The 21032-nt window shown below is 73.4% G+C and carries 23 protein-coding genes; 9 read left to right on the forward strand and 14 right to left on the reverse strand.

All coding sequences use genetic code 11. The features are described 5' to 3' along the window. The first annotated feature begins 3 nt into the window (after window positions 1-3). Complete coding sequence (locus Pta02_RS17185; RefSeq protein WP_239130782.1) at window positions 4-1686, forward strand: precorrin-2 C(20)-methyltransferase; 1683 nt, start codon at window positions 4-6, stop codon at window positions 1684-1686. Here Pta02_RS17185 and Pta02_RS17190 read toward each other — a convergent pair. Then, entirely contained in the window at window positions 1674-2423 is a 750-nt protein-coding gene (locus tag Pta02_RS17190; RefSeq protein ID WP_239130791.1) for a cobalt-precorrin-6A reductase, read from the reverse strand. The genes Pta02_RS17185 and Pta02_RS17190 overlap by 13 nt on opposite strands. A 149-nt stretch (window positions 2424-2572) precedes the next feature. Between Pta02_RS17190 and Pta02_RS17195 the strand changes: the two genes are divergently transcribed. Then, window positions 2573-3643 carry a cobalt-precorrin-5B (C(1))-methyltransferase gene (locus tag Pta02_RS17195; RefSeq protein ID WP_203875846.1) on the forward strand — a complete coding sequence of 357 codons (1071 nt, stop codon included), beginning with the start codon at window positions 2573-2575 and terminating at the stop codon, window positions 3641-3643. A gap of 78 nt (window positions 3644-3721) precedes the next feature. Further along, on the forward strand, window positions 3722-4129 hold the full coding sequence (locus tag Pta02_RS17200) for an ACT domain-containing protein (RefSeq protein WP_203875847.1): 408 nt from the start codon (window positions 3722-3724) through the stop codon (window positions 4127-4129). A 53-nt stretch (window positions 4130-4182) separates the two neighbouring features. On the opposite strand, the gene Pta02_RS17205 is transcribed toward Pta02_RS17200, so the two are convergent. Continuing rightward, on the reverse strand, window positions 4183-4698 hold the full coding sequence (locus Pta02_RS17205; protein ID WP_203875848.1) for a hemerythrin domain-containing protein: 516 nt from the start codon (window positions 4696-4698) through the stop codon (window positions 4183-4185). 85 nt (window positions 4699-4783) lie between these two features. After that, window positions 4784-6205, reverse strand: coding sequence for an MFS transporter (locus tag Pta02_RS17210; protein ID WP_203875849.1), 1422 nt, complete (start codon window positions 6203-6205; stop codon window positions 4784-4786). Between the two features lie 129 nt (window positions 6206-6334). Between Pta02_RS17210 and Pta02_RS42185 the strand changes: the two genes are divergently transcribed. After that, a complete protein-coding gene (locus tag Pta02_RS42185; protein WP_203875850.1) occupies window positions 6335-7282 on the forward strand; it encodes a nitroreductase/quinone reductase family protein in 948 nt (315 codons plus the stop codon). 21 nt (window positions 7283-7303) lie between these two features. On the opposite strand, the gene Pta02_RS17220 is transcribed toward Pta02_RS42185, so the two are convergent. The 4 genes from Pta02_RS17220 to Pta02_RS17235 form a co-directional block, all read right to left on the reverse strand. Further along, entirely contained in the window at window positions 7304-7996 is a 693-nt protein-coding gene (locus tag Pta02_RS17220) for an aspartate/glutamate racemase family protein (RefSeq protein WP_203875851.1), read from the reverse strand. Between the two features lie 32 nt (window positions 7997-8028). Beyond that, window positions 8029-8985, reverse strand: coding sequence for a D-alanine--D-alanine ligase family protein (locus tag Pta02_RS17225; protein WP_203875852.1), 957 nt, complete (start codon window positions 8983-8985; stop codon window positions 8029-8031). Between the two features lie 114 nt (window positions 8986-9099). Next, a complete protein-coding gene (gene vanY-N / locus Pta02_RS17230; protein ID WP_239130793.1) occupies window positions 9100-9657 on the reverse strand; it encodes a D,D-peptidase/D,D-carboxypeptidase VanY-N in 558 nt (185 codons plus the stop codon). A gap of 101 nt (window positions 9658-9758) precedes the next feature. After that, a complete protein-coding gene (locus Pta02_RS17235; protein ID WP_203875854.1) occupies window positions 9759-11177 on the reverse strand; it encodes a pentapeptide repeat-containing protein in 1419 nt (472 codons plus the stop codon). Between the two features lie 181 nt (window positions 11178-11358). On the opposite strand from Pta02_RS17235, the gene Pta02_RS17240 reads away from it, so the two are divergent. Together Pta02_RS17240 and Pta02_RS17245 are read left to right on the forward strand one after the other, a co-directional pair. Continuing rightward, on the forward strand, window positions 11359-12144 hold the full coding sequence (locus Pta02_RS17240; RefSeq protein ID WP_203875855.1) for a hypothetical protein: 786 nt from the start codon (window positions 11359-11361) through the stop codon (window positions 12142-12144). Window positions 12145-12362: 218 nt separating this feature from the next. Beyond that, complete coding sequence (locus Pta02_RS17245) at window positions 12363-13268, forward strand: nucleoside hydrolase (protein ID WP_239130795.1); 906 nt, start codon at window positions 12363-12365, stop codon at window positions 13266-13268. On the opposite strand, the gene Pta02_RS17250 is transcribed toward Pta02_RS17245, so the two are convergent. Further along, window positions 13211-14581: an MFS transporter gene (locus Pta02_RS17250; RefSeq protein ID WP_203875856.1), complete on the reverse strand. Its 1371-nt coding sequence runs from the start codon at window positions 14579-14581 to the stop codon at window positions 13211-13213. The genes Pta02_RS17245 and Pta02_RS17250 overlap by 58 nt on opposite strands. 214 nt (window positions 14582-14795) lie before the next feature. Here Pta02_RS17250 and Pta02_RS17255 point away from each other — a divergent pair, with 214 nt between their 5' ends. Beyond that, the gene (locus Pta02_RS17255) at window positions 14796-15320 is read left to right on the forward strand and encodes a CGNR zinc finger domain-containing protein (RefSeq protein ID WP_203875857.1); all 525 of its coding nucleotides are present in this window, start codon (window positions 14796-14798) and stop codon (window positions 15318-15320) included. Between the two features lie 85 nt (window positions 15321-15405). Here Pta02_RS17255 and Pta02_RS17260 read toward each other — a convergent pair whose 3' ends face one another. From Pta02_RS17260 to Pta02_RS17275, 4 genes are all read right to left on the reverse strand, one after another. Then, window positions 15406-15672 carry a hypothetical protein gene (locus tag Pta02_RS17260; RefSeq protein WP_203875858.1) on the reverse strand — a complete coding sequence of 89 codons (267 nt, stop codon included), beginning with the start codon at window positions 15670-15672 and terminating at the stop codon, window positions 15406-15408. A gap of 167 nt (window positions 15673-15839) precedes the next feature. Further along, window positions 15840-16289 (reverse strand): PepSY domain-containing protein, encoded by a 450-nt coding sequence (locus Pta02_RS17265; protein WP_203875859.1) that lies wholly within the window; start codon window positions 16287-16289, stop codon window positions 15840-15842. 109 nt (window positions 16290-16398) lie between these two features. Further along, window positions 16399-17679, reverse strand: coding sequence for a HAMP domain-containing sensor histidine kinase (locus tag Pta02_RS17270; RefSeq protein WP_203875860.1), 1281 nt, complete (start codon window positions 17677-17679; stop codon window positions 16399-16401). A gap of 11 nt (window positions 17680-17690) precedes the next feature. Beyond that, on the reverse strand, window positions 17691-18377 hold the full coding sequence (locus Pta02_RS17275) for a response regulator transcription factor (protein WP_203875861.1): 687 nt from the start codon (window positions 18375-18377) through the stop codon (window positions 17691-17693). Window positions 18378-18470: 93 nt separating this feature from the next. Between Pta02_RS17275 and Pta02_RS17280 the strand changes: the two genes are divergently transcribed. Further along, entirely contained in the window at window positions 18471-19034 is a 564-nt protein-coding gene (locus tag Pta02_RS17280; protein WP_239130797.1) for a hypothetical protein, read from the forward strand. 46 nt (window positions 19035-19080) lie between these two features. Here Pta02_RS17280 and Pta02_RS17285 read toward each other — a convergent pair whose 3' ends face one another. Continuing rightward, window positions 19081-19401, reverse strand: coding sequence for a hypothetical protein (locus Pta02_RS17285; protein ID WP_203875862.1), 321 nt, complete (start codon window positions 19399-19401; stop codon window positions 19081-19083). A 240-nt stretch (window positions 19402-19641) separates the two neighbouring features. Between Pta02_RS17285 and Pta02_RS17290 the strand changes: the two genes are divergently transcribed. Beyond that, a complete protein-coding gene (locus tag Pta02_RS17290; protein ID WP_203875863.1) occupies window positions 19642-20517 on the forward strand; it encodes a mechanosensitive ion channel family protein in 876 nt (291 codons plus the stop codon). Window positions 20518-20709: 192 nt separating this feature from the next. Here the strand turns inward: Pta02_RS17290 and Pta02_RS17295 are convergent, their stop codons facing one another. Next, the gene (locus Pta02_RS17295) at window positions 20710-21012 is read right to left on the reverse strand and encodes a DUF6401 family natural product biosynthesis protein (RefSeq protein ID WP_203875864.1); all 303 of its coding nucleotides are present in this window, start codon (window positions 21010-21012) and stop codon (window positions 20710-20712) included. Between the last annotated feature and the right edge of the window lie 20 nt (window positions 21013-21032).

The following is a 21032-nucleotide window of genomic DNA, read 5'->3' on the forward strand; positions in this document are numbered from 1 at the left end:
GGCATGACCGACGAGACCACGGGGCCCGTCCCGGCCGACGCCGCATCCCCGGACGCCTCCCCCTCCCCCGGCCGGACGGGACGGCTCTGGGGCGTGGGGCTCGGGCCCGGCGATCCGGAGCTGGTGACCGTCAAGGCCGCCCGGCTGCTCGGTGCGGCGGACGTGATCGCCTACCACAGCGCCCGGCACGGCCGGAGCATCGCCCGCTCGGTCGCGGCGCCGTACCTGCGGGAGGGCCAGATCGAGGAGGCCCTCATCTACCCGCTCACCACGGAGACCACCGACCACCCCGGGGGCTACCAGGGGGCGATCGACGACTTCTACGCCGAGTGCGCGCTGCGGCTGGCCGCCCACCTGGACGCCGGGCGCGACGTGGTGGTGCTGTGCGAGGGCGACCCGCTGTTCTACGGGTCCTACATGCACATGCACAAGCGCCTGGCGCACCGCTACGTCACCGAGGTCGTCCCCGGCGTGACCTCGGTGAGCGGGGCCTCGGCGGTCCTCGGGCGGCCGCTGGTCGAGCGGGACGAGACGCTGACGATCCTGCCCGGCACCCTGCCCGCCGAGGTGCTCGCCGAGCGGCTGGCCGCCACCGACTCGGCGGCGGTCCTCAAGCTCGGCCGGACGTTCACCAAGGTCCGCGACGCGCTGGAGAAGGCGGGCCGGCTCGACGAGGCCTGGTACGTGGAGCGGGCCACCACCGGCGGCCAGCGTCTGGCCCCGCTCGCCGAGGTCGACCCGGACAGCGTGCCGTACTTCTCGCTGGCCCTGATCACCAGCCCGGTCAACGCGGACCTGCCCGCACCGGCGGGCCTCGCGGGTGCGGGTACGGCCCCGGCGGCGGAGGCCGGGCCGGACGGCCGGAACCGGACGGGCACGGCAGAGCGGATGAAGACGGCAGACCGCACGGAGGCGGGCACGGCCGGGCAGGCGGGCCGGATCGGTGAGGTCGTGGTGGTCGGCCTGGGCCCGGCGGGACGGCCGTGGCTGACCCCGGAGGCGCAGGAGGCGCTGGCCGCCGCCGACGAACTCGTCGGCTACGGCCCCTACCTGGACCGGGTCCCGCCCAACCCGCGCCAGCGCCGGCACGCCACCGACAACCGGGTGGAGGCCGAGCGGGCCGCGCACGCGCTGGAGCTGGCGATGGCCGGGTCCCGGGTGGCGGTCGTCTCCTCGGGCGACCCGGGGGTGTTCGCGATGGCCAGCGCGGTGCTGGAGGTGTCCTGCGAGCCCCGTTTCTCGGGCGTGCCGGTACGGGTGCTGCCGGGACTGACCGCGGCGCACGCGGTGGCGAGCCGGGCCGGGGCCCCGCTCGGCCACGACTACTGCGTGCTGTCGCTGTCGGACCTGCTCAAGCCGTGGGACGTGGTGGCCGGGCGGATCAGCGCGGCGGCCCGGGCCGATCTGGTGCTGGCGATCTACAACCCGGCGTCGAAGAGCCGGACCTGGCAGGTGGCCGCCGCCCGTGACCTGCTGCTGGAGCACCGCGCACCGCAGACCCCGGTGATCATCGGCCGTGACGTCGGCGGGACGGGGGAGAGCATGACGGTGACCACTCTCGCCGAGCTCGACCCGGCCGCGGTGGACATGCGCTGCCTGCTGCTGATCGGGTCGTCGACCACCCGGGTGGCCGACCGGGGTGACGGCCGCCGGGTGGTCTTCACCCCCCGGCGCTATCCGGCATGAGCGACGGTCTCCAGCCAGGCGACGGCCTCCTGGACGCTCCGGACCGCGGGCACGCCCTCCGGCGCGGGCGGGCGCCGTACGACCACGACCGGCAGGCCGAGCTCGCGGGCGGCGCGGAGCTTGGCCGTGGTCATCTCGCCGCCGCTGTCCTTGGTGACCACCACGTCGATGCGGTGCTCGCGCATCAGGGCCAGCTCGCCCTCGACGGTGAACGGGCCGCGACTGAGCAGCACCCGCGCCCGGGGCGGCATCGGGCCCTCGGGCGGGTCCACCGAGCGGGCCAGGAACCACAGGTCCGCCAGGCCCGCGAAGACCGGCAGGCTGCGGCGGCCGGTGGTCAGGAACACCCGCTCCCCCAGGGCGGGCAGCAGCTCGGCCGCGGCGTGCAGGGACGGCACCGGCCGCCAGTCGTCGCCGGGGCCCGGACTCCAGCCCGGCCGCCGCAGGATCAGCAGCGGCAGCCCGGCCCGGCCGGCCGCCTCGACCGCCGAGGCGGTCATCCGGGCGGCGAACGGGTGCGTCGCGTCCACCACGACGTCGATCCCGCGTTCCGCCAGCCAGGCGGCCAGCCCGTCCGGGCCGCCGAAGCCGCCCTCGCGCACCTCGCCCACCGGCAGCTTCGGATCGCGCACCCGTCCGGCCAGCGAGGACACCACGTGCGTCCCCTCCCGCCCGGCCAGTGCGGCGGCCAGCCGCCTGGCCTCGTCGGTGCCGCCCAGCACGAGCACGTTCAGCACGCCGTCATCCCTTCGTCTCCCGCTCCGCGGGGCGCCCAGGCCCCGCCGTCCGTCGCGCCGGGGACCCCCCGTGCCGGGGCGGCCACCTGGCCGCCCCGGCGCAGGACGTCCCGCGGCACCGGGACACCGTACCGGCCGGTGCGCGAGCCGTGAGCGCGCCCCTGCGCCACGGGTGGACCACCGGCGCGTGCGCGACGGCGGCGACCGCCGCCGCCTACACGGCGCTGCTGACCGGCGACTTCCCCGACCCGGTGGAGATCACGTTGCCGAGGGGGCAGCGCCCGGCGTTCGCCCTGGCCCGGGAGGGTCTCGCGGACGGTACGGCGACGGCCTCGGTGGTCAAGGACGCGGGCGACGACCCCGACGTGACGCACGGCGCGCTGATCTCCTCGACCGTACGGCACGGCGCCCCCGGCACCGGCGTGGTGTTCGTCGCGGGCCCCGGCGTCGGCACCGTCACCAAACCGGGCCTGCCGCTGGAGGTGGGCGAGCCCGCGATCAACCCCGTCCCCCGGCGGATGATGCGCGAGCACGTCGCCGAGGTGGCCGCCCGGCACGGCGGGACGGGCGACGTGGTCGTGGAGATCTCCGTGGAGCACGGCGAGGAGCTGGCCGCCAGGACCTGGAACCCGAGGCTGGGCATCCTGGGCGGGCTGTCGATCCTCGGCACGACCGGCATCGTGGTGCCGTACTCCTGCTCGGCCTGGATCGACAGCATCCGGCGCGGGATCGACGTGGCCCGCGCGGCCGGGTACACGCACGTCGCCGGGTGCACCGGGAGCACCTCCGAGAAGGTCGCCGCCGAGCTGTACGGCCTGCCGCAGGACGCGCTGCTCGACATGGGCGACTTCGCGGGGGCGGTGCTGAAGTACCTGCGCAGGCACCCCGTGCCGCGGCTGACGATCGCCGGGGGCGTGGGCAAGCTGTCCAAGCTCGCCGACGGGCACCTCGACCTGCACTCGGGACGCTCCCAGGTCAACCCGGCCCTGCTCGCCGGACTCGCCCGCGCCGCGGGCGGCGACGAGGCCCTGACCGGGCGGGTGCTGACCGCCAACACGGCGCTGCACGCGCTGCGCCTGTGCCAGGAGGAGGGCCTGCCCCTGGGGGACCTGATCGCCGAGGGGGCCCGCCGTACCGCCGAGTCCGTGCTCCGCGGGGCGCCGGTCGCGGTCGACGTGGTGGTCATCGACCGCGCCGGCACCGTCGTCGGCCGGGCCTAGTGCCGTGACCGGAGATGTTCGCCGGGTGCTACCGGCGAACAGGCGTGGAGCCGCGGGATCTCTGGTAGACACGCACTCATGATCTCCCCCACGGCTCAACACCTGCGCATCGTCTCCCCAGCCTTCGTCGTCGAGCAGCTTCCGCATGCAGCCTCGCCCGAGAACGACTGGGTCGCGCTTGTCCGCGGGCCCGAAGGGCTGACCGTTGTCCGCGCGGCCCGGCCCGCGGACGCGGAGGAACGGTGGATCGGTTTCTACGGCGGTGCCACAGCCCATGGCCTGGACGTCCCCGGCATGCTGGCGGCGATCGTCAACCCGCTGGCAGCAGCGGCGATCCCGGTGTTCGTCGCCTCGACCTCCCACGCCGATCTGGTTCTGGTCCCCCAACACAGAGAGCGGCAGGCCGTCATCGCCTTGAAGGAGGCGGGACACCAGGTGGAAGGCGGAGACGGCGAGCCCGGTGAACCTTTCTGGTCACAACACTAGGTCCCGCCCGCACCGTCGATCGGCTCTCGTCCTCGATCAGTCCTCGCCGTCGATCAGTCCTCGTCGTCGATCAGCAGGAAGTCGGGCCGGTTCTCGCGCCACTCGGGCACGTCCATCGAGTTGAGGACGGAGATCAGCTTCTTCTCCTCGTAGATGAAGTGCGTCTGCATGATCGCCGACAGCGCGTCCACCTCCTCGCGCACCTTGGCGGCGGTGGCCGGGTCCGGTTTCTCCGGGAGGGAGTCGAGGAGTTTCTGCAGGTTCCCCAGGATCCAGTCCAGCTGACTGTGGTCCGCGCGCAGGTCGGAGAGCACCTTGCGCAGTTCGGGGAACTCCTCGGCGATCAGCGGGAAGGCGCCCCTGTCCTCGCCGGTGTGGTGGCGCGTCAACGCCGTGCAGAAGGAGATGCAGTGGGCACGCAGGTCGCGCGGCGGAAGCCCCTTGCCGTCGAAGTAGTCGTCGATGCCGTCCTGGAGGTCCTCCAGCATCTCCCGGAGCCAGATGTGCACTTCGAGCAACTGCGTGCCCAGCGCGGTCAGGCGGCTGCCCGCCTCGGAATGTGGGTTCATGTTCTCCGTTCGGATGGGTTGCTCCGCCCAGTGTCCCCGAAAGTCCTGCGGGGCGGCGGATCGCAGTGGGCTGCGGCGCCGGCGGTCAGCCGCGCCGCTGCCGCGGCAGCAGCAGGCTGATCGCCGCGACGGCCAGGCCGAGCCCGGCCGCCATGAGGAAGACCAGGTCGTAGCCTGCGGCGAGGGCGGCCGGGGAGCTCCCGTCGGCCTCCATCGCGGCTCTGGCGCCGGCGGCCGACGCGAGCACCGCCAGGCCCACCGACCCGCCCACCTGGTTGGCGGTACTGGCCAGGCCGCCGACGGTCCCCGCGTCCGCCTCGGGAACCCCGGCGGTCGCCGCGGCCATGAGGGTGGGGAAGGTCAGCCCGATGCCGGCCGCGACGAGCAGGGTGGGCCCGAGCACGCCGGTGACGTAGCCGCTGCCGGCACCGGCCTGGGCCAGCCAGCCGAAACCGGCCACGAAGCAGCCGCAGCCGGCCAGCACCGCGGGGCGCACCCCGGTCCGCGGCAGCAGGGCGGCCGTCAGGCGCGCGACCACCACGAACGTCACCGCGGCGGGCGTCTGCCCGAGCCCGGTCCTGAACGCGTCGTAGCCGAGGACGTTCTGCAGGAACAGCGAGGTGAAGTACCACATCGCCATGGCGATCCCGCCGAACAGCAGCAGCATGCCGTTGCCGACGGCCACCCCCCGGATCCCGAACAGCCGCAGCGGCATCATCGGATGGGCGGAACGCGCCTCCACCACGATGAACGCGGCGAGCAGGAGCAGGCCCGCCACGATCGGCGCGGCGACCGGCACGGACGCCCAGCCGTGATCGGCGCTCTGCATGACCCCGTAGATCAGCGCGGCCAGCCCCGCCGTCCCCGTGACCGCGCCGGCGAGGTCGAGCGGTTCCCGCCGGCTGCTTCGCGTACCGGCCAGCGACATCACGGCCGTGCCGATCAGCGCGGCGCCGATCGGCACGTTGATGAGGAAGACCCACCGCCACGACAGGCCGGTCGTGATGGCGCCGCCCGCGACCGCTCCGGCCATCCCGCCCACCCCGCCCGCGGCCGACCACGCGCCGAACGCCCGGGCACGCGCGCGCCCCTCGGTGAAACCGGTGTTGATCACCGCCAGCGTCGCCGGGGCCAGCATGGCGGCTCCCATGCCCTGCGCGAGACGAGCCGCCACCAGGATCTCCGGCGTGGTCGCCAGGCCGGCGGCCAGGCTTGAGACGGAGAACAGCGCCAGCCCGGCGACCAGCATCCGGCGGTGGCCGAACAGGTCGGCGGCGCGGCCGCCCAGCAGCATGAACCCGGCGAAGGTGAGCAGGTAGCCGTTCACCACCCAGGGCAGGCCGGTGGGCGTGAAGCCGAGATCCCGGCGGATCGCGGGAAGGGCGACGTTGATGATGGAGGCGTCCAGGATCACCATGAACTGGCAGGCGCACACCAGCGTCATGATCACCCATGCCGGGCCGGTGCGCGGCGCGGCCCGCCGGGTCGCGGTTCCGGCGCTTGTCATGACTGCCTCACTGCGCCGCGGACGACTACGACCTTCACGGGCATGCGGACTCCCTCGGTATAGGATTAGTTATGCGAATAACGTTATGCGCATAATGTTATTCGCATAACTAATCTGTCAAGGAGAGCCATGGACTTCGAGACCGCCGACGCCCTCAACCAGGCCATCCGCCTGCTGAGCCTGCGCCACCGGGCCAGGGCCGCGACGCTGCTGGCCCCGCTCGGCCTGCACCCCGGCCAGGAAGTGCTCCTGCTCGAACTCGACCGGACCGGCCCGATGATCCAGGCCCAGCTCAGCGAGGCGCTCGGCTGCGAGCCGCCCAGCGTCACGCTCATGACCCGCAAGCTCGAAGCCACCGGCCACATCCGCCGAAGTCCCGCGCCCTCCGACAGGCGCGCCAGCGTCGTCGAGCTCACCGACGGCGGCAGAGCGCTGGCCGAGCAGGTCAAGCAGCTGTGGTGCGCACTGGCGGAGGAGACCGTGACCGGCCTGCCCGCCGAGACGGTGGCCGAGCTGCCCGGCATCCTCAACGCCCTGACCGGCAACGTGGACACCAGGCGCGCCCGCACCTCACCCGGCCGCCGGCCCGCCCCGGTTGCGCAATCGCCGCGCACTGCCGACCATGGCCTGATGCCGACAGACGACTACGAGCCGAGCGCGCTGGGGTGGGTCCGCGAGCAGGTCGAGCAGATCCTGCGCACCGGCACGACCGACGGCGTCACGATCAAGGACCGGCCCACCGTGCTGATGACCTACCGGGGCGCCAAGACCGGCAAGGTCCGCAAGACGCCGGTGATGCGCGTCGAGCACGAGGGGCGCTACGCGGCCGTGGCCTCCATGGGCGGCGCGCCCGTCAACCCGCAGTGGTACGCCGGCCTGGTCGCCGAGCCGGTCGTCGAACTCCAGGACGGCACGGTGACCCGGACCTACCGGGCACGCGAGGTGTCCGGCGAGGAGAGGGCCCTGTGGTGGAGCCGGGCGGTGGAGGCGTACCCGGACTACGCCGACTACCAGCGCAGGACCGACCGTCAGATCCCGGTCTTCGTGCTCGAACCGGTCGGCGAACTGGACGGGTGAGCCCTGCAGGCCGGGGGCGCGTCAGCCGTCCAGCGCGAAGCCGGCCGCCGCCTCCGCGTGCAGCCGGGCGCTCGGCAGCAGCGGGACGGCGGTGTCCTTCTCGGTGATCAGGAGCTCGATCTCCGTGCAGCCGAGGATGACGCCTTCGGCCCCGTCGGCCGCGAGATCGGCGATGATCTGGGCGTACGCGTCCCTGGACGACTCCCGGAGCACCCCGCGCACCAGCTCGTCGAAGATCACGCAATGGACCAGTTCCCGCTGCCCGCGTCGCGGGAGGACCACCTCGAAGCCGTGGGCGGCCAGCCGATCCCGGTAGAAGGGCTGCTCCATGGTGAAGCGGGTGCCCAGCAGGCCGACCTTGCCCATCCCCCTGGCACGGACCTGCGCGCCCACGGCGTCGGCGATGTGCAGCACGGGCACGCTCGCGGCCCGCGCCACGTCGTCGCTCACCCGGCTGAAGGTGTTGCTGCAGACGAGCAGGACCCCGGCGCCGAGCTCCTCCAGTTTCCTGCCGGCATCGGCCAGCAGCGCACTCACCTCGTCCCAGCGGTCGGCGAAGATGAGATCCTCGACGGTCGTGTAGTCGACCGACCAGATGAGGCTGTCGGCCGAATGGCTGCCGCCGAGACGCTCGCGTACCCGCTGGTTGATGATCTGGTAGTAGATCACCGTCGACTCCCAGCTCAGCCCGCCGATGAGACCGATCGCGCGCATGGAACTCCGTTTCGCCGGCTTGTACGGGGTGGTCACGAGCCGCTCCGGGCGAACGCGAGGTCGATGAGGCGGCGCAGCAGGTCCGGGTACGGCACGCCGCCGGCGGCCCAGGCCCTGGCGTAGACGGAACGGGAGGTGAAACCGGGCATGGTGTTGATCTCCAGCACGTGCAGGCGGCCGGTGTCCTCCTCGTAGAGGAAGTCGACACGGGCCAGGCCGTAGCCGTCGATCGCCCGGAAGGCGCGCAGGGCCAGCTCGCGCACGTCCTCGGCCACCCGTTCCGGCAGCACGGCGGGGATGGTGGCGATCTCGGCCCGGCTGAGGTACTTGGCCTCGTAGTCGAGCCAGTGGCCGGGCACGATGAGCTCGCCGGGCACCGAGGCGTCCGGGGCGTCATGGCCGCCGAGCACACCGCAGATGATCTCGCGCGCGGTCACGCCCTGTTCGACGACGACCACCCGGTCGTAGGCCAGGGCCAGGTCCACGCCCGCGCGCAGTTCCTCCATGGAGGTGACACGGGAGACGCCGATGGAGGAGCCCATCCCGGCCGGTTTGACGTACATCGGCCAGTCGAGCGACTTCACCAGGCCCCAGTGGTCGGTGGTGGTGCGCCATTCGTGCCCGGTGAACCACACATGCGGGGTGACCGGAATGTCCTCCGCCAGGAACGCGCGCCGCATCGCGACCTTGTTCATGGCCACGGCCGAGGCCAGGACGCCGCAGCCCACGTACGGGATGCCCAGCGACTCCAGGTGCCCCTGGACGACGCCGTCCTCGCCGAACGGCCCGTGCAGCACGGGGAAGACCACATCCGCCAGGTCGCGCCGCAGCTCCACCGGCCACCCGCCCCGCCGGTCGATGACGACGGCGACGGGCTCGTACAGGTCCCTCGGCAGAGCGTCGAGCACGGCCTGCGCCGACTGCAGCGACACCTCGTGCTCGGCGGACGGTCCACCCGCCAGCACGGCCACGCGTACGCGTTCGGTCACGATCGATCAGCCTTCCTCGGTGGTACGGAGACGGCCGGACCCGCCGCCGGGGGCCGGAGCCGGTCGGCCCCGTCCACTGTCGGCCGACCGTGTCCCCGCCTCGTCAGCGCCACGTCATGGTTGTGTCACGGCCTCGCCGGCATGGCCCGCGCCGGGGTGGGGCAGCCGTCGCGGCGGCCTGCCGCCGCTGTCCGGGCGGTACTCGAAGTGCCACCACTCGTTGTCGTAGATGCGGTACAGGTCGTAGCGGGCGCCGTGTTCCTCCAGCCAGCGCGCGCCTTCATGGGGACGCACGTCCAGCGCGACGCCCTTGACGTGGCCGGACTGCGCCGGCGGCAGCACGAGCATGCGCGCCGACGCCGGGGAGCCGGAGCGGCGCACCTCCTCGTCGAACATCCGCTGCTGGACGGCGGGATCGCGGTATCCCGAGGTGAGGCCGATGAGCTGACCGTGACGCCACAGCGCCCGGGTGCGCGCCGCGGTGAACGCGGCCAGGGCGCCGTCGGTGAGCCCGGTGAGGTCCTCGGCGGGAAATCGCATTCTCAGCGCCCAGCGGCAGGCCAGTTCGCGGGCCCGGCCGGGACGGCGCAGGAACGCCGCGGGCAGCAGGAACACGGCGAGCACCAGCGTGAGCACGGCGTAGAGCCGATCACGGGGCCGAGCTGGGATCATGCGTGGCTCGTTCATGACGAACCACGATCGGCGCCGGATATGCGCGCGTTGTCCGCCGCATGTCACCGTTTCCCTACGGCGGACCGCCGAGGCGCTTGCGGTTACGGACCGTCGAAACCGGTGAAGCAGCGGCGGATCCAGTCAACGGACCGTCTGCGCGTCCGGGCGAGCCCGGCGATCTTGGGGTCGGAGTGCGCGCACAGCTCCTCCAGCAGTGCGAAGGCGGAGCGCACGTCCTGCGGCGGCGGCTTCTTCGTCTCCGCGTCCTTGGCGGTCCGGCCCGCGTCGGCGAGATGCCGTTCGAGGCCGAGGACGACACCCTTGCGGACCCGCGGCCTGTCGGATGAGAGCATCTCGCCGATCTCCGCCCACCTGCCCTCCCCCGCGAGGTGCACCACCAGACCGGCGGCGCAGCGCTCCGTCACGGCCGCCTTGCCCTCCAGGCCCGTGCGCAGTGCCGCCTCGGCGGCCGGCCCGGTGCCGGGGTGGCGCATGAGCCGGCCCAGGGCGAACGCGGCCTCCCCTCCGGGGTCCATGGTGAAGCGCCTCTGGCCCCCGTGCTCGGGCGCGTGCACCGCGGTGCCGCAGGCCAGCAGCGCCGACAGCTCCTCCACGACGTCGAGCGCCATGCCCTCCCGCCGGGCGAGGTCCGCCGTGGCCCGGCAGGCACGGTGCAGCACGAGCAGCGCGTCGTCGGCGAGCAGCAGCCGGAGCAGTTCCCCGGTCGCGGCCCGGTCCAGGTCCCGCCCGTCCAGTGCGTCCCACACCCAGGCCTCCGGGCGGCGGCGGTAGAGCTCGACGGCCCCCCGGCCGTCGGCGCGGCGCAGGTACTCCCGTACGGCCGAGGCACGGTCGACGGCGGGCGGAGGCGGCTCGACGGCGGGCCCGTCTCCGTCGAAACGCGCGGAATCGACGACGGCGCCGCCGAACATCGCCCCGTCGAGCACAGCCCCGGTGAAGTCGGCGCCGGTGAGATCGGCGAGGCTGAAGTCCGCCTCCCGCAGGTCGGCCCCGCGGAAGTCCGCTCCCGGCAGCCCGCAACCCCGGAACGACGCGCGGGCGAGCCGGGCGCCGCGGAAGGTCACCGCCTCACCGTCGGCCCGGTCGAACGCCGCCTCCTCCAGGCCCGCCTCCTGGAAGTCCGCGTGCGACAGCAGCGCCTGCTGGAAGGACGCTCGGGGAAGGTCGGCCCGCCGCCACTGGCTCATCGTGGACTGCACGCCGAAGAAGGAGGCGCCGTCGCCGGTGGCGTTCTCGAACCGGCACTGGAAGAGCGTGGCTCCGCTGAACCCCGCCCGGCCGCATCGGGCGCCGGCGAAGTCGCAGTCCATGAGGTGGGCGTTGGAGAGGTTGGCTCCGGACAGGTCCGCCCCGGAGGCGTCCAGGAAGTCCGCCTCAAGGCGGGGCAGCCAGACGCCGGTGAGGCCGGGGTCCGAGGTGACGACGTCTTCGAGCCTGGCCCGCCCCCGGGCCGCCTTCTCGAGTTCCTCCCGCGTGACCGGGCGCCGCTCAGGGGTCATCGTTCTCCGTCCGTTCCGGAACCGCACATCGCGGACCCCCCGAGGGTGTGCCGCGTCGCGTGAATATAGCAGTGACCAGCGACGATGCCTCTCGGCGAGGCCCCGGCCGGCCCGCATGATCGACATGCCCTCGGCGCCCGCTATACGATGCCTTGATCATCGCGACTGCGAGGGAGGGCCCATGAGTCCCGCTGCCCCCGTCATCCGAAGCGCCGTCACCGTTCTCGCCGCACTGGCCGTCGGCCTCCTGCCCGCGACCGCCGCTCACGCGCGGCCCGGCGGCCCCGGACAGCCCGGCGCCCCCGGGTTGAAGATCAAGGAGAGCCGGTTCCGGGTCACGGCGATCGGCCCCGGTTTCGTGCTGAAGCTCTCGCCGCGCGACATCGACGTGCGCATCGACGAGGAGAGGTTCGGCGACCCGGCCGGCGGCAACCCGATCGAGCGGCAGACGATCGACCTCACCGGGCGCACGCTGCGCCCCTTCGAGTGCAAGAACGGCACGTACACCATCAGGACCGGCACCTTCGAACGCACCTGGCGGATCTCGCAGTTCGCCAAGCGGCCGCTGCCCTACACCGAGGGCTTCGCCACCGGCTCACCCGGCATCTTCACCCCGTTCGTCGGCGTGCTCGAAGGGACCGTGACCGACGCCGAGGGCAGGACGCTGCGCTTCCTGATCTCCGACCTGGTGCAGGAGGTCCTGACCGCCGACGGTTTCTCCGCCACGGCGCCGATCCACGGCTTCTTCGTCGACGAGAAGGGAAGGGTGCGGGACCGCATCTCGCTCATCGGCCGCTTCAACTCCGGACGCGACGGCCGGAACGCCGTCTACGGGATCGAGGATCGCGGCACCTGCCGGCAGATCGCCGATCTCCCCTTCGGCCCGGGCAGCGAGCGCGCCGTGGTGACGGGACCGCTCTTCGTGCTCCCGTTCAGCGCACCCGTGACGGTGCCCGGCCACCACTGAGCCTCCCCGCCGTCATCCGCCCGGAGGGCGGCGCCGTACGGTGTCCCTCACGCGGATGACGGCCGCTCCGTCAGGAGACTGACCGGCACGCGCCCGCATGGTGACCCGGCACCGGCGACGGCCCGTCCTGTGTGGTGACGCCATACGCGGGAGTCTCTGGAACCGTGGGTGCCCCCTGATTAGGGGGCACCGTACGGCCGGAGACGAGGTGGCGCCGCGTGACACTGGATCTGCTTTTCGACCTGGAGACCCAGGACCCCGACGACGTGCTGACCCTCTGCCTGGTCGCGACGCACCCGGAGGTACGGCTGCGCGCCGTCACGGTCACCCCCGGCTCCCCGGCGCAGGTGGGACTGGTCAGACACGTGCTCGGGCGGCTGGGACGCGACGACGTCCCGGTCGGCGCCGACGATCCCGCAACCGGCAGGGAGCACGTGTCGGCCTTCCACCACCGCTGGCTCGGCACTCCTCCTCCGGCGGACGCCGACGCCGCGCCCGCCGAGCTGATCGCCCGGACCGTGCGCGAGCATCCCGACGCCGTCCTGCTGACCGGCGGGCCGCTGCGCAACCTCGGGCGGCTGCTCGACGAGCACCCGCGGATACGGCTGAGCCGCTGGGTGGCCCAGGGCGGGTTCGCCGGGGACAACGTCGTGGCCCCCGAGCACCGGCTGCCCAAGTTCGAGGGCCGTCTCACGTGCCCGACGTTCAACTTCAACGGCGATCCGCGGGCGGCCAGGCTCGCGCTGTCCTCGGGCGACCGCTTCGGGCGGCGGGAGCTGGTCTCCAAGAACGTCACCCACGGCGTCGTCTACGACCGGCGGTTCCACGAGCGGCTACGGCCCCTGCGCGAGCGCTCCGCCGGCCTGTCCCTGTTGTTCGAGGGCATGGAGCGCTACCTGCGCAAGAAGCCGGGCGGGAAACTGCTCCACGACCCCACCGCGGCCTGCCTCGCCATCGACCACACCGCCGCCATCTGGGCGCGGGTCGAGATGGTCCAGGACGCGAGCGGCGCGTGGGGCGCGCTCCCGGCCCCCGGAAGCCGGACGTTCATCACGGTCGGAATCGATCACGAACGGCTCTTCCGGACCTTCACCGGCGAACCCGCGGCCGGTCCCCCGCCGTGACCCGGTCCGGTGTGTCCCGCGCGGGCCGTGACCGTCAGGGCGAGGGCGGTCATCACGGAGAGCAGGACCCAGACCGGCGTGAAAGCGCCGGTCAGATCCCTGAGCAGGCCGAGCGCGGGCGGCGCCGCGACGACGGCGATCTGGTTGACGGCCATCGCCGAGCCGAGGGTGGATCCCGTCCTGCCCGGTGGTGCCGATTCGGCCACGTAGGCGACCCACGGTCCGTACCAGCCGATCCCGAAGAATCCGAGCCAGACGAACACCAGGCAGGCCGCCACCGGCGAACGCCCCAGGGGAGTGATGAGCGCCAGCATCCCCGCGGTCACAGCGGCCATGCAGGTCAGGACGGAGGCGTAGCGCCCGGACCCGCTGCGGTCGCTCCAGGCCGCCAGGCAGATGCGGCCGGCGGCGCCCGCCCCCTGGGCGGCCACCAGGACGAGGGCCGCCGTACCCGCCCCGACAGCCGTCACCTCGTGGAGATGCAGCACGGTCAGGACGCCTATGCCGCTGTGCACCGTGACCAGGCTCGTCCCGGACAGGATGATCTTCACCGTGGCCGGGTCGCGGAGCGGCCGCAGCCGGGTGCCGAACCGCGATGCGAGCGGGACACGCGGCTGTGAGCCATGAAGAGCGCCGTCGTCACGAGGGACGCCGTCATCGCGAGGGACGCCGTCATCGCGAGGGACGCCGCCGCCATGAGGGGTGCCGTACCGGCGGAGGCTTCGGGCGGGCGGCCGACGGTAGAGGCCCATGAAGGCGACGGCTCCCAGCAGCGCGACGAGCGCGCCGGCCACGAGCGTCACACGCCAGCCGAGCGCGGCGGCCAGGGCGGGGAGCACGGCCGCGGCGAGCAGGCCGCCCAGCGGCAGGCCCGCCTGGCGGATCCCCATCGCCAGCCCCCGCCGGGAGGCGTCGAACCACGACGCCACCGACTTGCTGCCACCGGGCTGAACGGTGCTGTATCCCGCGCCCACGATCAGCAGGACGAGGAGCAGGGACCCGTATCCCTGCGCCGCGCTGCCCGCCCCCAGGCTCACGGCGACGACGCAGGCGCCCGCTCCGACGACCCAGCGCTCGTCGTAGCGGTCCAGCAGTTTCCCGGCCACCGGCAGGCCGGCCAGGGGGACCAGCTGGGCGGCCGAGAGCAACAGGCCCAGCTGGGCCGTGCTCAGGCTCAGATCACGTTGCAGGTGGACGCCCATCGCCCCGATGCCCTGCACGAAGAACCCGGAGGCGGCCTGGGTGAAGGTGGCGACCCCGAGGACGACCCACCGGTATCGCCACGTGCGGTGCGCCGGCTCGCCGCCGCTCATCCGGCTCCCCGCTCCGGATGACGCGCCGCCGGTACGCCGGGTCGGTGACCACGCCGATCACGTGCCCGACCCGGCCGTTGCGCGAGTGGGGGCCGGGGAACCACTGCTCGACGGTGCCGATGCCGCGGGCGGACGAGTTCGGCGACGTCGTCCTGCGACGGCGGCCGTACATCGGTGTGATGCGTCATGCGGATCAGACTGATGTAATGGTCTTATGCATCTCAACCCTTACGGCGAGGATGCCGTGAACCTGGCCGCGGACCTGGCCAACCGGCGCCCGGCGACCGCCGGGGAACTCGCGGACCGCTGCCGGGCCGCCGGGCTCGCGCTTGAGCACCCCGTCACGCCGCAGGACCTGGAGCGTACGCACGCCGTATTGGAGGCGTGGGAGAGGGTCGTCGACGCGACCGGCGAGCACGAGCGCGCCGAGCTGGTCAACCGCATGCTGGCGGAGTCCGCCGCCCACCCGCGGCTGACCGACCACGCGGGCAGCGGCTGGCACCTGCACTACCGCGACGACCGGCAGCCGCTCGGCTCGGTGCTGTCCGCGCTCATCGCGGTGGGCACCGCGCTGCACCTGGTGGGACGCGGCATGCACCGGCTCCGGCGGTGCGCCGTGACCGGATGCACCACGATCTTCGCCGACACCTCCCGTACCGGGCGGCAGCGCTACTGCTCCCAGCGGTGCGCCAACCGCGACGCGGTACGCCGGCACCGCGCGGGCCACGCGGCCCGTTGACCTGCCGGACCGGGCGGCGGAGACGATCGCACGGCCGGACGGGAACAGGGCGCGGACCGGTCCCGCACCGTCGAAGCGCCGGTCGTCACCGCCCGGGGCCGTTCGCGTCGAGCTGCGTGGGCTGGACCACGGCCGTGGCGGTGGGGTCGGGCCGGGCCTGCGTGGGCGACGGCACGAGGGGAGCGGGCTCGGCCAGAGCCGTGGCGGTGGGATCGGGCCGGGCCTGCGTGGGCTGCGGTACGGCGGGCGGTGTGGCGGGCGTGGCCGAGACCGGGGTCAGCCCGGCCAGGACGGCGCCGGCGACGGCGGCCGGCAGAGCGAACTTGGCGATGCACACCAGGACGGATTTCACGGGAGGTTCCCCCATCGCATGGATATGAGGCGCCCCCGGGGTCCCCTTCCGGGCGGCGCCTGTGTCAGTACACGCCCGGCGCGCCGCCGCGACCACGCACTAATACCCGTTCGGCGCCGGGCGGCGGGACCCCGCCGCCCGGCGCCGTCCGACGTCGCTGATCGCCGTCAGTCGTCGTCCTGCTCGTTCTCCTGAGCCTCCTGGGCCTCGTTCTCCCGGGCGTCGTCGGCACCGGCCGCCGCCTCGGAGACGATCTTGCCCGTGGTGGCGTCGACCACGATCTCCTTCGCGGCCCCGGCGCCGTCGGCGACCTCGACCTCCCACGAGGCGGTGCCGTTGTCGGCGCCCAGCTCGGCGGAGACGACCCAGCCGCCGCTCACCCGCTCGAGCGCGGTCCGCTGGGCCTGCTCGGCCAGTACGGCGGGCTTGCTCGTGAGGTCCGCGTCGTCCTCGGCCTCCCCCGAGGCGTCCGCGTCGTCGGTCTCCGGGGCCGGGGTGGCCGTGGCCGTGGGAGAGGGGGACTCGGAGTCGGAGTCGATCTCGGCGAGGGCGACCCCGCCTCCGGCCACGAGCGCGGCGAGGGCGAGTCCGGTAAAAACGATCACTGGCTTACGCATCAGGACTGCTCCATTATCGGTGATGTCGCGATTCCTGAGGATTCGCGGTGACTCTCCGAGATTGCCTGCCGGGCTGCTAGCGAGGTCCTGCAAGATTCCTAAAGAATCGTTAAGCCGGGCCGGAGCCGAGTTCGACGGTCACTTCGGCGCCCCCGGAGGGGAGCGAGCGGGCCAGCAGCCGCCCGCCCGAGTCCTCGGCGGTACGGCGCGCGATGTCGAGTCCGAGGCCGGTGGAGGATCCCCCGCTCGCCCCGCGGTCGACCGGCGCCGGATGGGCGAAGCCCGGCCCCCGGTCGGCGATCACCAGCCGGGCCCCGCCCTCGGGCCGGGCCGCCAGCTCGACGGAGAACGGCGTGCCGTCGGGAGTGTGGGCGAAGACGTTCTCCAGCAGCAGGTCGACGCAGGCCGCCAGTTCCGGGCCGCTCACCCCCACGGTGATCGGCCCGTCGGCGATGTCCGCCCGCAGCGGCCGGTCCTGGTCGTCGGCCAGCGCGGACCAGAAGGCGACGCGCTCGGCGACGACCTGGGCGGCGTCGCAGCTCGGCACCCCGTCCCGGTCGAACCTGCGCGCCTCGCGGATGACCTGGTCGACCATCCGCTGCACGCTGTCGACGGCCTGCTCCACCCGGGCCGCCTCGTCCTTGTCGCGCATGGTGTCGACCTCCAGCCGCAGCGCCGTGACGGGCGTGCGCAGCCGGTGGGACAGGTCGGCGACCGCCTCACGCTCGCGGGCGAGCAGCTCGCGGATGCGGGCGGCCAGATGGTTGAGCGCGCTGCCGACCTCGCGGATCTCGGCCGGGCCCGCCGGTTCCACGCGCGCGTCCAGGTCACCGCGGGCCAGCCGCCGGGAGACGCCCGCAACCTCGCCGACCGGCCGGATCAGCGAGCGGGCGAGCCGGTCGGCGACGGCGATGCCCACGCCGAGCAGCGCCAGCCCGACCAGGCCGAGCACGAGCCAGGCCCGCCCGACGCCCTGCCGCAGCCGCTCCTGGCCGACGAAGGCGCGCACGACCATGGTGCCGCGTGCCCCGCCCTGCACGGCCACCAGGATCTCCCGGCCCGCCGGGGTGTCGACGGTGATGCTGCGCCCGCGCGCGGCGAGCTCGACGCCGGGCCCGCGGGCCGCCGGGGCGCCGAGGAACCGGTTGCCGGGCAGGAAGACCGTCACCGGGATACCGCCGCCGGAACCGTTGGCCTGCCGTACGGTGGCGTCGAGGGTGTCCTGGTCGCCCAGCGCCGCCGCCGTGGCCACCGACTGCGCCCAGGTGGTGGCGGTGGCCGTGGCCCGCTCGGCGGCCAGCGTCCGCACCAGTACGGCCAGCGGCACGAGGAAGGCGACCAGAACCAGCGAGGCGGTCGCCACCGCGAGCAGGGCCAGGCGTCGCCTCATCCGGCGGCCGCTCAGGCCTGCGGGTCGACGAGCTTCACGCCGACGCCGTGGACGGTCTGCAGATAGCGGGGCCGGTGGGCGCTCTCCCCGAGCTTGCGGCGCACCCACGACAGGTGGACGTCGACGGTCTTGTCCCCACCGCCGTAGGCCATGCGCCACACCTCGGCCAGCAGCTCCCGCTTGGAGACGACCTGGCCGGGGCGGGCGGCGAGATAGTGCAGCAGGTCGAACTCCTTGGGCGTCAGTTCGAGGCGGGTCCCGTCGAGGAACGCCTCCCTGCCCGCCGGGTCGATGAGCAGCCCGCCGACCCGTACCGGCGCGGCCTCGGCTCCGGCGTCGCGGCCCCGGCGCAGCACGGCCCGGATCCGCGCGTCCAGGTGGGCGGCGCTGAACGGTTTGACGACGTAGTCGTCGGCTCCGGCGTCGAGCGCCCGGACGATCTCCGGCTCGGCGTCGCGCGCGGTCGCCACGATGACCGGGACGTCGGCGACGGCCCGCAGCATGCGCAGGACCTCGCATCCGTCGACGTCGGGCAGGCCCAGGTCGAGCACGACCAGGTCGGGCCGGTCCTCCAGGGCCCGGGTGAGCCCCGGCATGCCGGCCGCGGCCGAGGTCACGGCATGACCGTGGTCGGCGAGGGCGCGGGTCAGCGCGGATCTCACCTGGGGGTCGTCCTCGACAAGGAGCAGGTGGGCCACGTCGGCGCACTACCCTCTCCCGGGCCGGATAATGACGCGGCGGAGTGGAAAAGAGCTTCCCACGGACAGCCCAGGACCGAAGGGAACCGACTGATGCGACTGACCACGCGGGACGGGACACCGGAGGACCGGAGGGATCCGACCTCCGAGCCCGGCCGGCGCGGTCTCTTCTCCGCGGACGGCCGACACAGACTGTTCTCCACGGACGGCCGGCGCGCCCTGCTCGCCGCGGGCGGCTGGCTCGCGACCGCCGCCCTCACCACTCTCACCGGGATCTGGGCGGTGTCCCTGATCGGCACCGACATCACCGGCCAGGCCGTACGGTCCATGACCCTGCGGGAGGTCGAGCAGGCCCTGACCAGCCCCTCCCCTCCCCCGGCCGTCGCCTTCCCCAGCCCGTCGGGACCGTACGCGGCCACCGGCAACTTCGCCTACGCCGAGGGATCGGTGGCCGCCGCCTGCGACGCCGGCCGGGCGCTCCTGCTGTCGTGGACGCCCGCCCAGGGGTACGGCGTCGAGGAGGTCGAGCGCGGCCCCGCCGCCACCGTCTCGGTCGTCTTCGAGTCGGACGACCGCAGCGCCGCCGTCCAGGTGACCTGCCCGTCCGGCACGCCCGTCGCCGAGGTCCGCCCGCTGAACGAGAAGGAGGACGACTGACGCCCGGCTCCCCGTGCCCCTCGAACGGCCGCACCCCCTCCAACCGCTACGACTCCTCGAACGGCTCGGCGCTCCAGCGGAACCAGGCCTTGCCCTCCTCGACGTGCAGGATGAACTCCGCGACCGGTCCGGAAGGGGACACCAGCGTCAGCGCCCGGCGGATCTCCCGGTACGTCTCCTCCCAGCCGTCCCAGTCCTCCCGGTCCATCGACTCGAGGTCGCGATCGAACAGGTGCCTGGTCGCGGCGAACGCCGGACCGGGGGTGAACTCCCCGATCAGCCAGGGGAAGTCGGTGTCCGCGACGGCGATCTCCCCGACCGTTTCCTCCCCGCGCAGCACCCGCCAGACCTCGCCCACGAAGCCCACGTCCCACTCCCATCGCGGCGATCGATTCCGTCGTGGGTCAGCGTCGCAGACCGCTGGGACAAAACCCCGCACCGCTCCGATCGTCCACACCCGCTCTCAAGCCCGCGGCCAGGGCGGCTGATGCTCTGGGTAACAGATCGAATGCGGTTCTGGTATAAGGCGGCGATCACGGGGTAGCCGAGGCCACCGAACGGCCCGCCTTGCGGCGGGCACCCCCCGAAGTATCAGGAGGCCCCCCATATGGCCGCTCCCGTCGATTTCGGGCGAGGCATCGCCGACGCCTGGTCGTCGATCGTCACCTTCGTCCCCAAGTTCCTCGCCTTCCTGGTGATCCTGCTGGTGGGCTGGCTGATCGCCAAGCTTCTGCGCAAAGCCGTCGACGCCGTCCTGGAACGCGTCGGCTTCGACCGGTGGGTCGAGCGCGGCGGTGTCGGCCGCGCGCTGCAGCGCAGCCGCTATGACGCCTCCGACCTCATCGCCAAGCTCATCTACTACGCGGTGCTGCTGATCACCCTGCAGATCGGCTTCTCCGTCTTCGGTCCCAACCCGATCAGCGACCTGCTGGCGGGCGTGGTGGCCTGGCTGCCCAAGGCCGCGGTGGCCATCATCATCATCGTCATCGCCACCGCGATCGCCCGCGCGGTCAAGGACATCATCTCCGGTGCGCTGGGCGGGCTGTCCTACGGGCGCGCCCTGGCCACCGTCGCCTCGGTGTTCATCATCGGCCTGGGCGTCATCGCCGCGCTCAACCAGATCGAGGTGGCCACTACCGTCACCACGCCGGTGCTGATCGCCTTCCTGGCCACCGTGGCCGGCATCCTCATCGTCGGCGTCGGCGGCGGGCTGATCGGCCCCATGCGCCAGCGCTGGGAGAACTGGCTGAACCGGGCCGAGGCCGAGACCGGTGTCATCCGTCAGCAGGCCGCCGCCTACGACCGCGGCCGCGCCGACGCGATGGCCACCGTCGAGGTGCCCGAGGCCGCCCGTCCGGCCAGCGCCGGCAGCGCCACCCAGGCGCCGGCCCCGCAGGCGCCGACGCAGGTGCCGGTCGAGGGTGCGGTGCACCCCATGCCCGGCCCGCAGTCCTACCCCGGCCAGGCACCGCCGCAGAGCTGAGGCCGAGGTTCCCGTCCGCCCGGGCGGGAGTCCCGGGTGAGGCATGACCGGGCAACCGAGGGTGGGACGTCAACGGAGACGTCCCACCCTCGGTTTACGGGGCCGTCCCTCCCGGCTCCCGGAGACCTCTCGGTTCGCGGGGACCCGTCTCCGGTTCGCGGAAACGCCCCACCCCTCCCGGGACGGGTCGGATCAGACGGCGGGCTCCCCCTCCAGCATCAAGCACAGCGCGCTGAGCCGCAGCGCCGCGAAGTCCAGCGGCTGACCCGGCTGCGGCGCCCGCCAGCCCTTGTCGTGCGCACCGTCCCAGAAACCGATCAGATATCCCAGCAGCCCCGCGACGTTCAACTGCTGCCCCACCTCGGCCAGCGAGTGCCGCACCGCGGCGACGTGCTGGTCCAGCGACGCGCCGACTCCCGGATACTCGGCACGCAGATCCAGCACCCACTGCGCGAATTCGGCGCGGACGCGGGCAGGCCAAAGCTGTTCGGACACGGTGATCTCCCAGAACGGCG

Origin of the sequence: Paraplanobispora takensis, assembly GCF_016863195.1 — a bacterium.
Classification (GTDB): Bacteria; Actinomycetota; Actinomycetes; order Streptosporangiales; family Streptosporangiaceae; genus Planobispora; species Planobispora takensis.

Bases quoted from the DNA above. Each gene is read 5' to 3' on its own strand.
- Pta02_RS17235 (WP_203875854.1), bottom strand. From the start codon at position 11,177: ATGACCCCTGAGCGGCGCCCGGTCACGCGGGAGGAACTCGAGAAGGCG.
- Pta02_RS17205 (WP_203875848.1), bottom strand. From the start codon at position 4,698: ATGAACCCACATTCCGAGGCGGGCAGCCGCCTGACCGCGCTGGGCACG.
- Pta02_RS17240 (WP_203875855.1), top strand. From the start codon at position 11,359: ATGAGTCCCGCTGCCCCCGTCATCCGAAGCGCCGTCACCGTTCTCGCC.
- Pta02_RS17290 (WP_203875863.1), top strand. From the start codon at position 19,642: ATGGCCGCTCCCGTCGATTTCGGGCGAGGCATCGCCGACGCCTGGTCG.
- Pta02_RS42185 (WP_203875850.1), top strand. From the start codon at position 6,335: ATGGACTTCGAGACCGCCGACGCCCTCAACCAGGCCATCCGCCTGCTG.
- Pta02_RS17200 (WP_203875847.1), top strand. From the start codon at position 3,722: ATGATCTCCCCCACGGCTCAACACCTGCGCATCGTCTCCCCAGCCTTC.
- Pta02_RS17265 (WP_203875859.1), bottom strand. From the start codon at position 16,289: ATGCGTAAGCCAGTGATCGTTTTTACCGGACTCGCCCTCGCCGCGCTC.
- Pta02_RS17185 (WP_239130782.1), top strand. From the start codon at position 4: ATGACCGACGAGACCACGGGGCCCGTCCCGGCCGACGCCGCATCCCCG.
- Pta02_RS17210 (WP_203875849.1), bottom strand. From the start codon at position 6,205: ATGACAAGCGCCGGAACCGCGACCCGGCGGGCCGCGCCGCGCACCGGC.
- Pta02_RS17220 (WP_203875851.1), bottom strand. From the start codon at position 7,996: ATGCGCGCGATCGGTCTCATCGGCGGGCTGAGCTGGGAGTCGACGGTG.
- Pta02_RS17255 (WP_203875857.1), top strand. From the start codon at position 14,796: ATGCATCTCAACCCTTACGGCGAGGATGCCGTGAACCTGGCCGCGGAC.
- Pta02_RS17250 (WP_203875856.1), bottom strand. From the start codon at position 14,581: ATGAGCGGCGGCGAGCCGGCGCACCGCACGTGGCGATACCGGTGGGTC.
- Pta02_RS17280 (WP_239130797.1), top strand. From the start codon at position 18,471: ATGCGACTGACCACGCGGGACGGGACACCGGAGGACCGGAGGGATCCG.
- vanY-N (WP_239130793.1), bottom strand. From the start codon at position 9,657: ATGATCCCAGCTCGGCCCCGTGATCGGCTCTACGCCGTGCTCACGCTG.
- Pta02_RS17270 (WP_203875860.1), bottom strand. From the start codon at position 17,679: ATGAGGCGACGCCTGGCCCTGCTCGCGGTGGCGACCGCCTCGCTGGTT.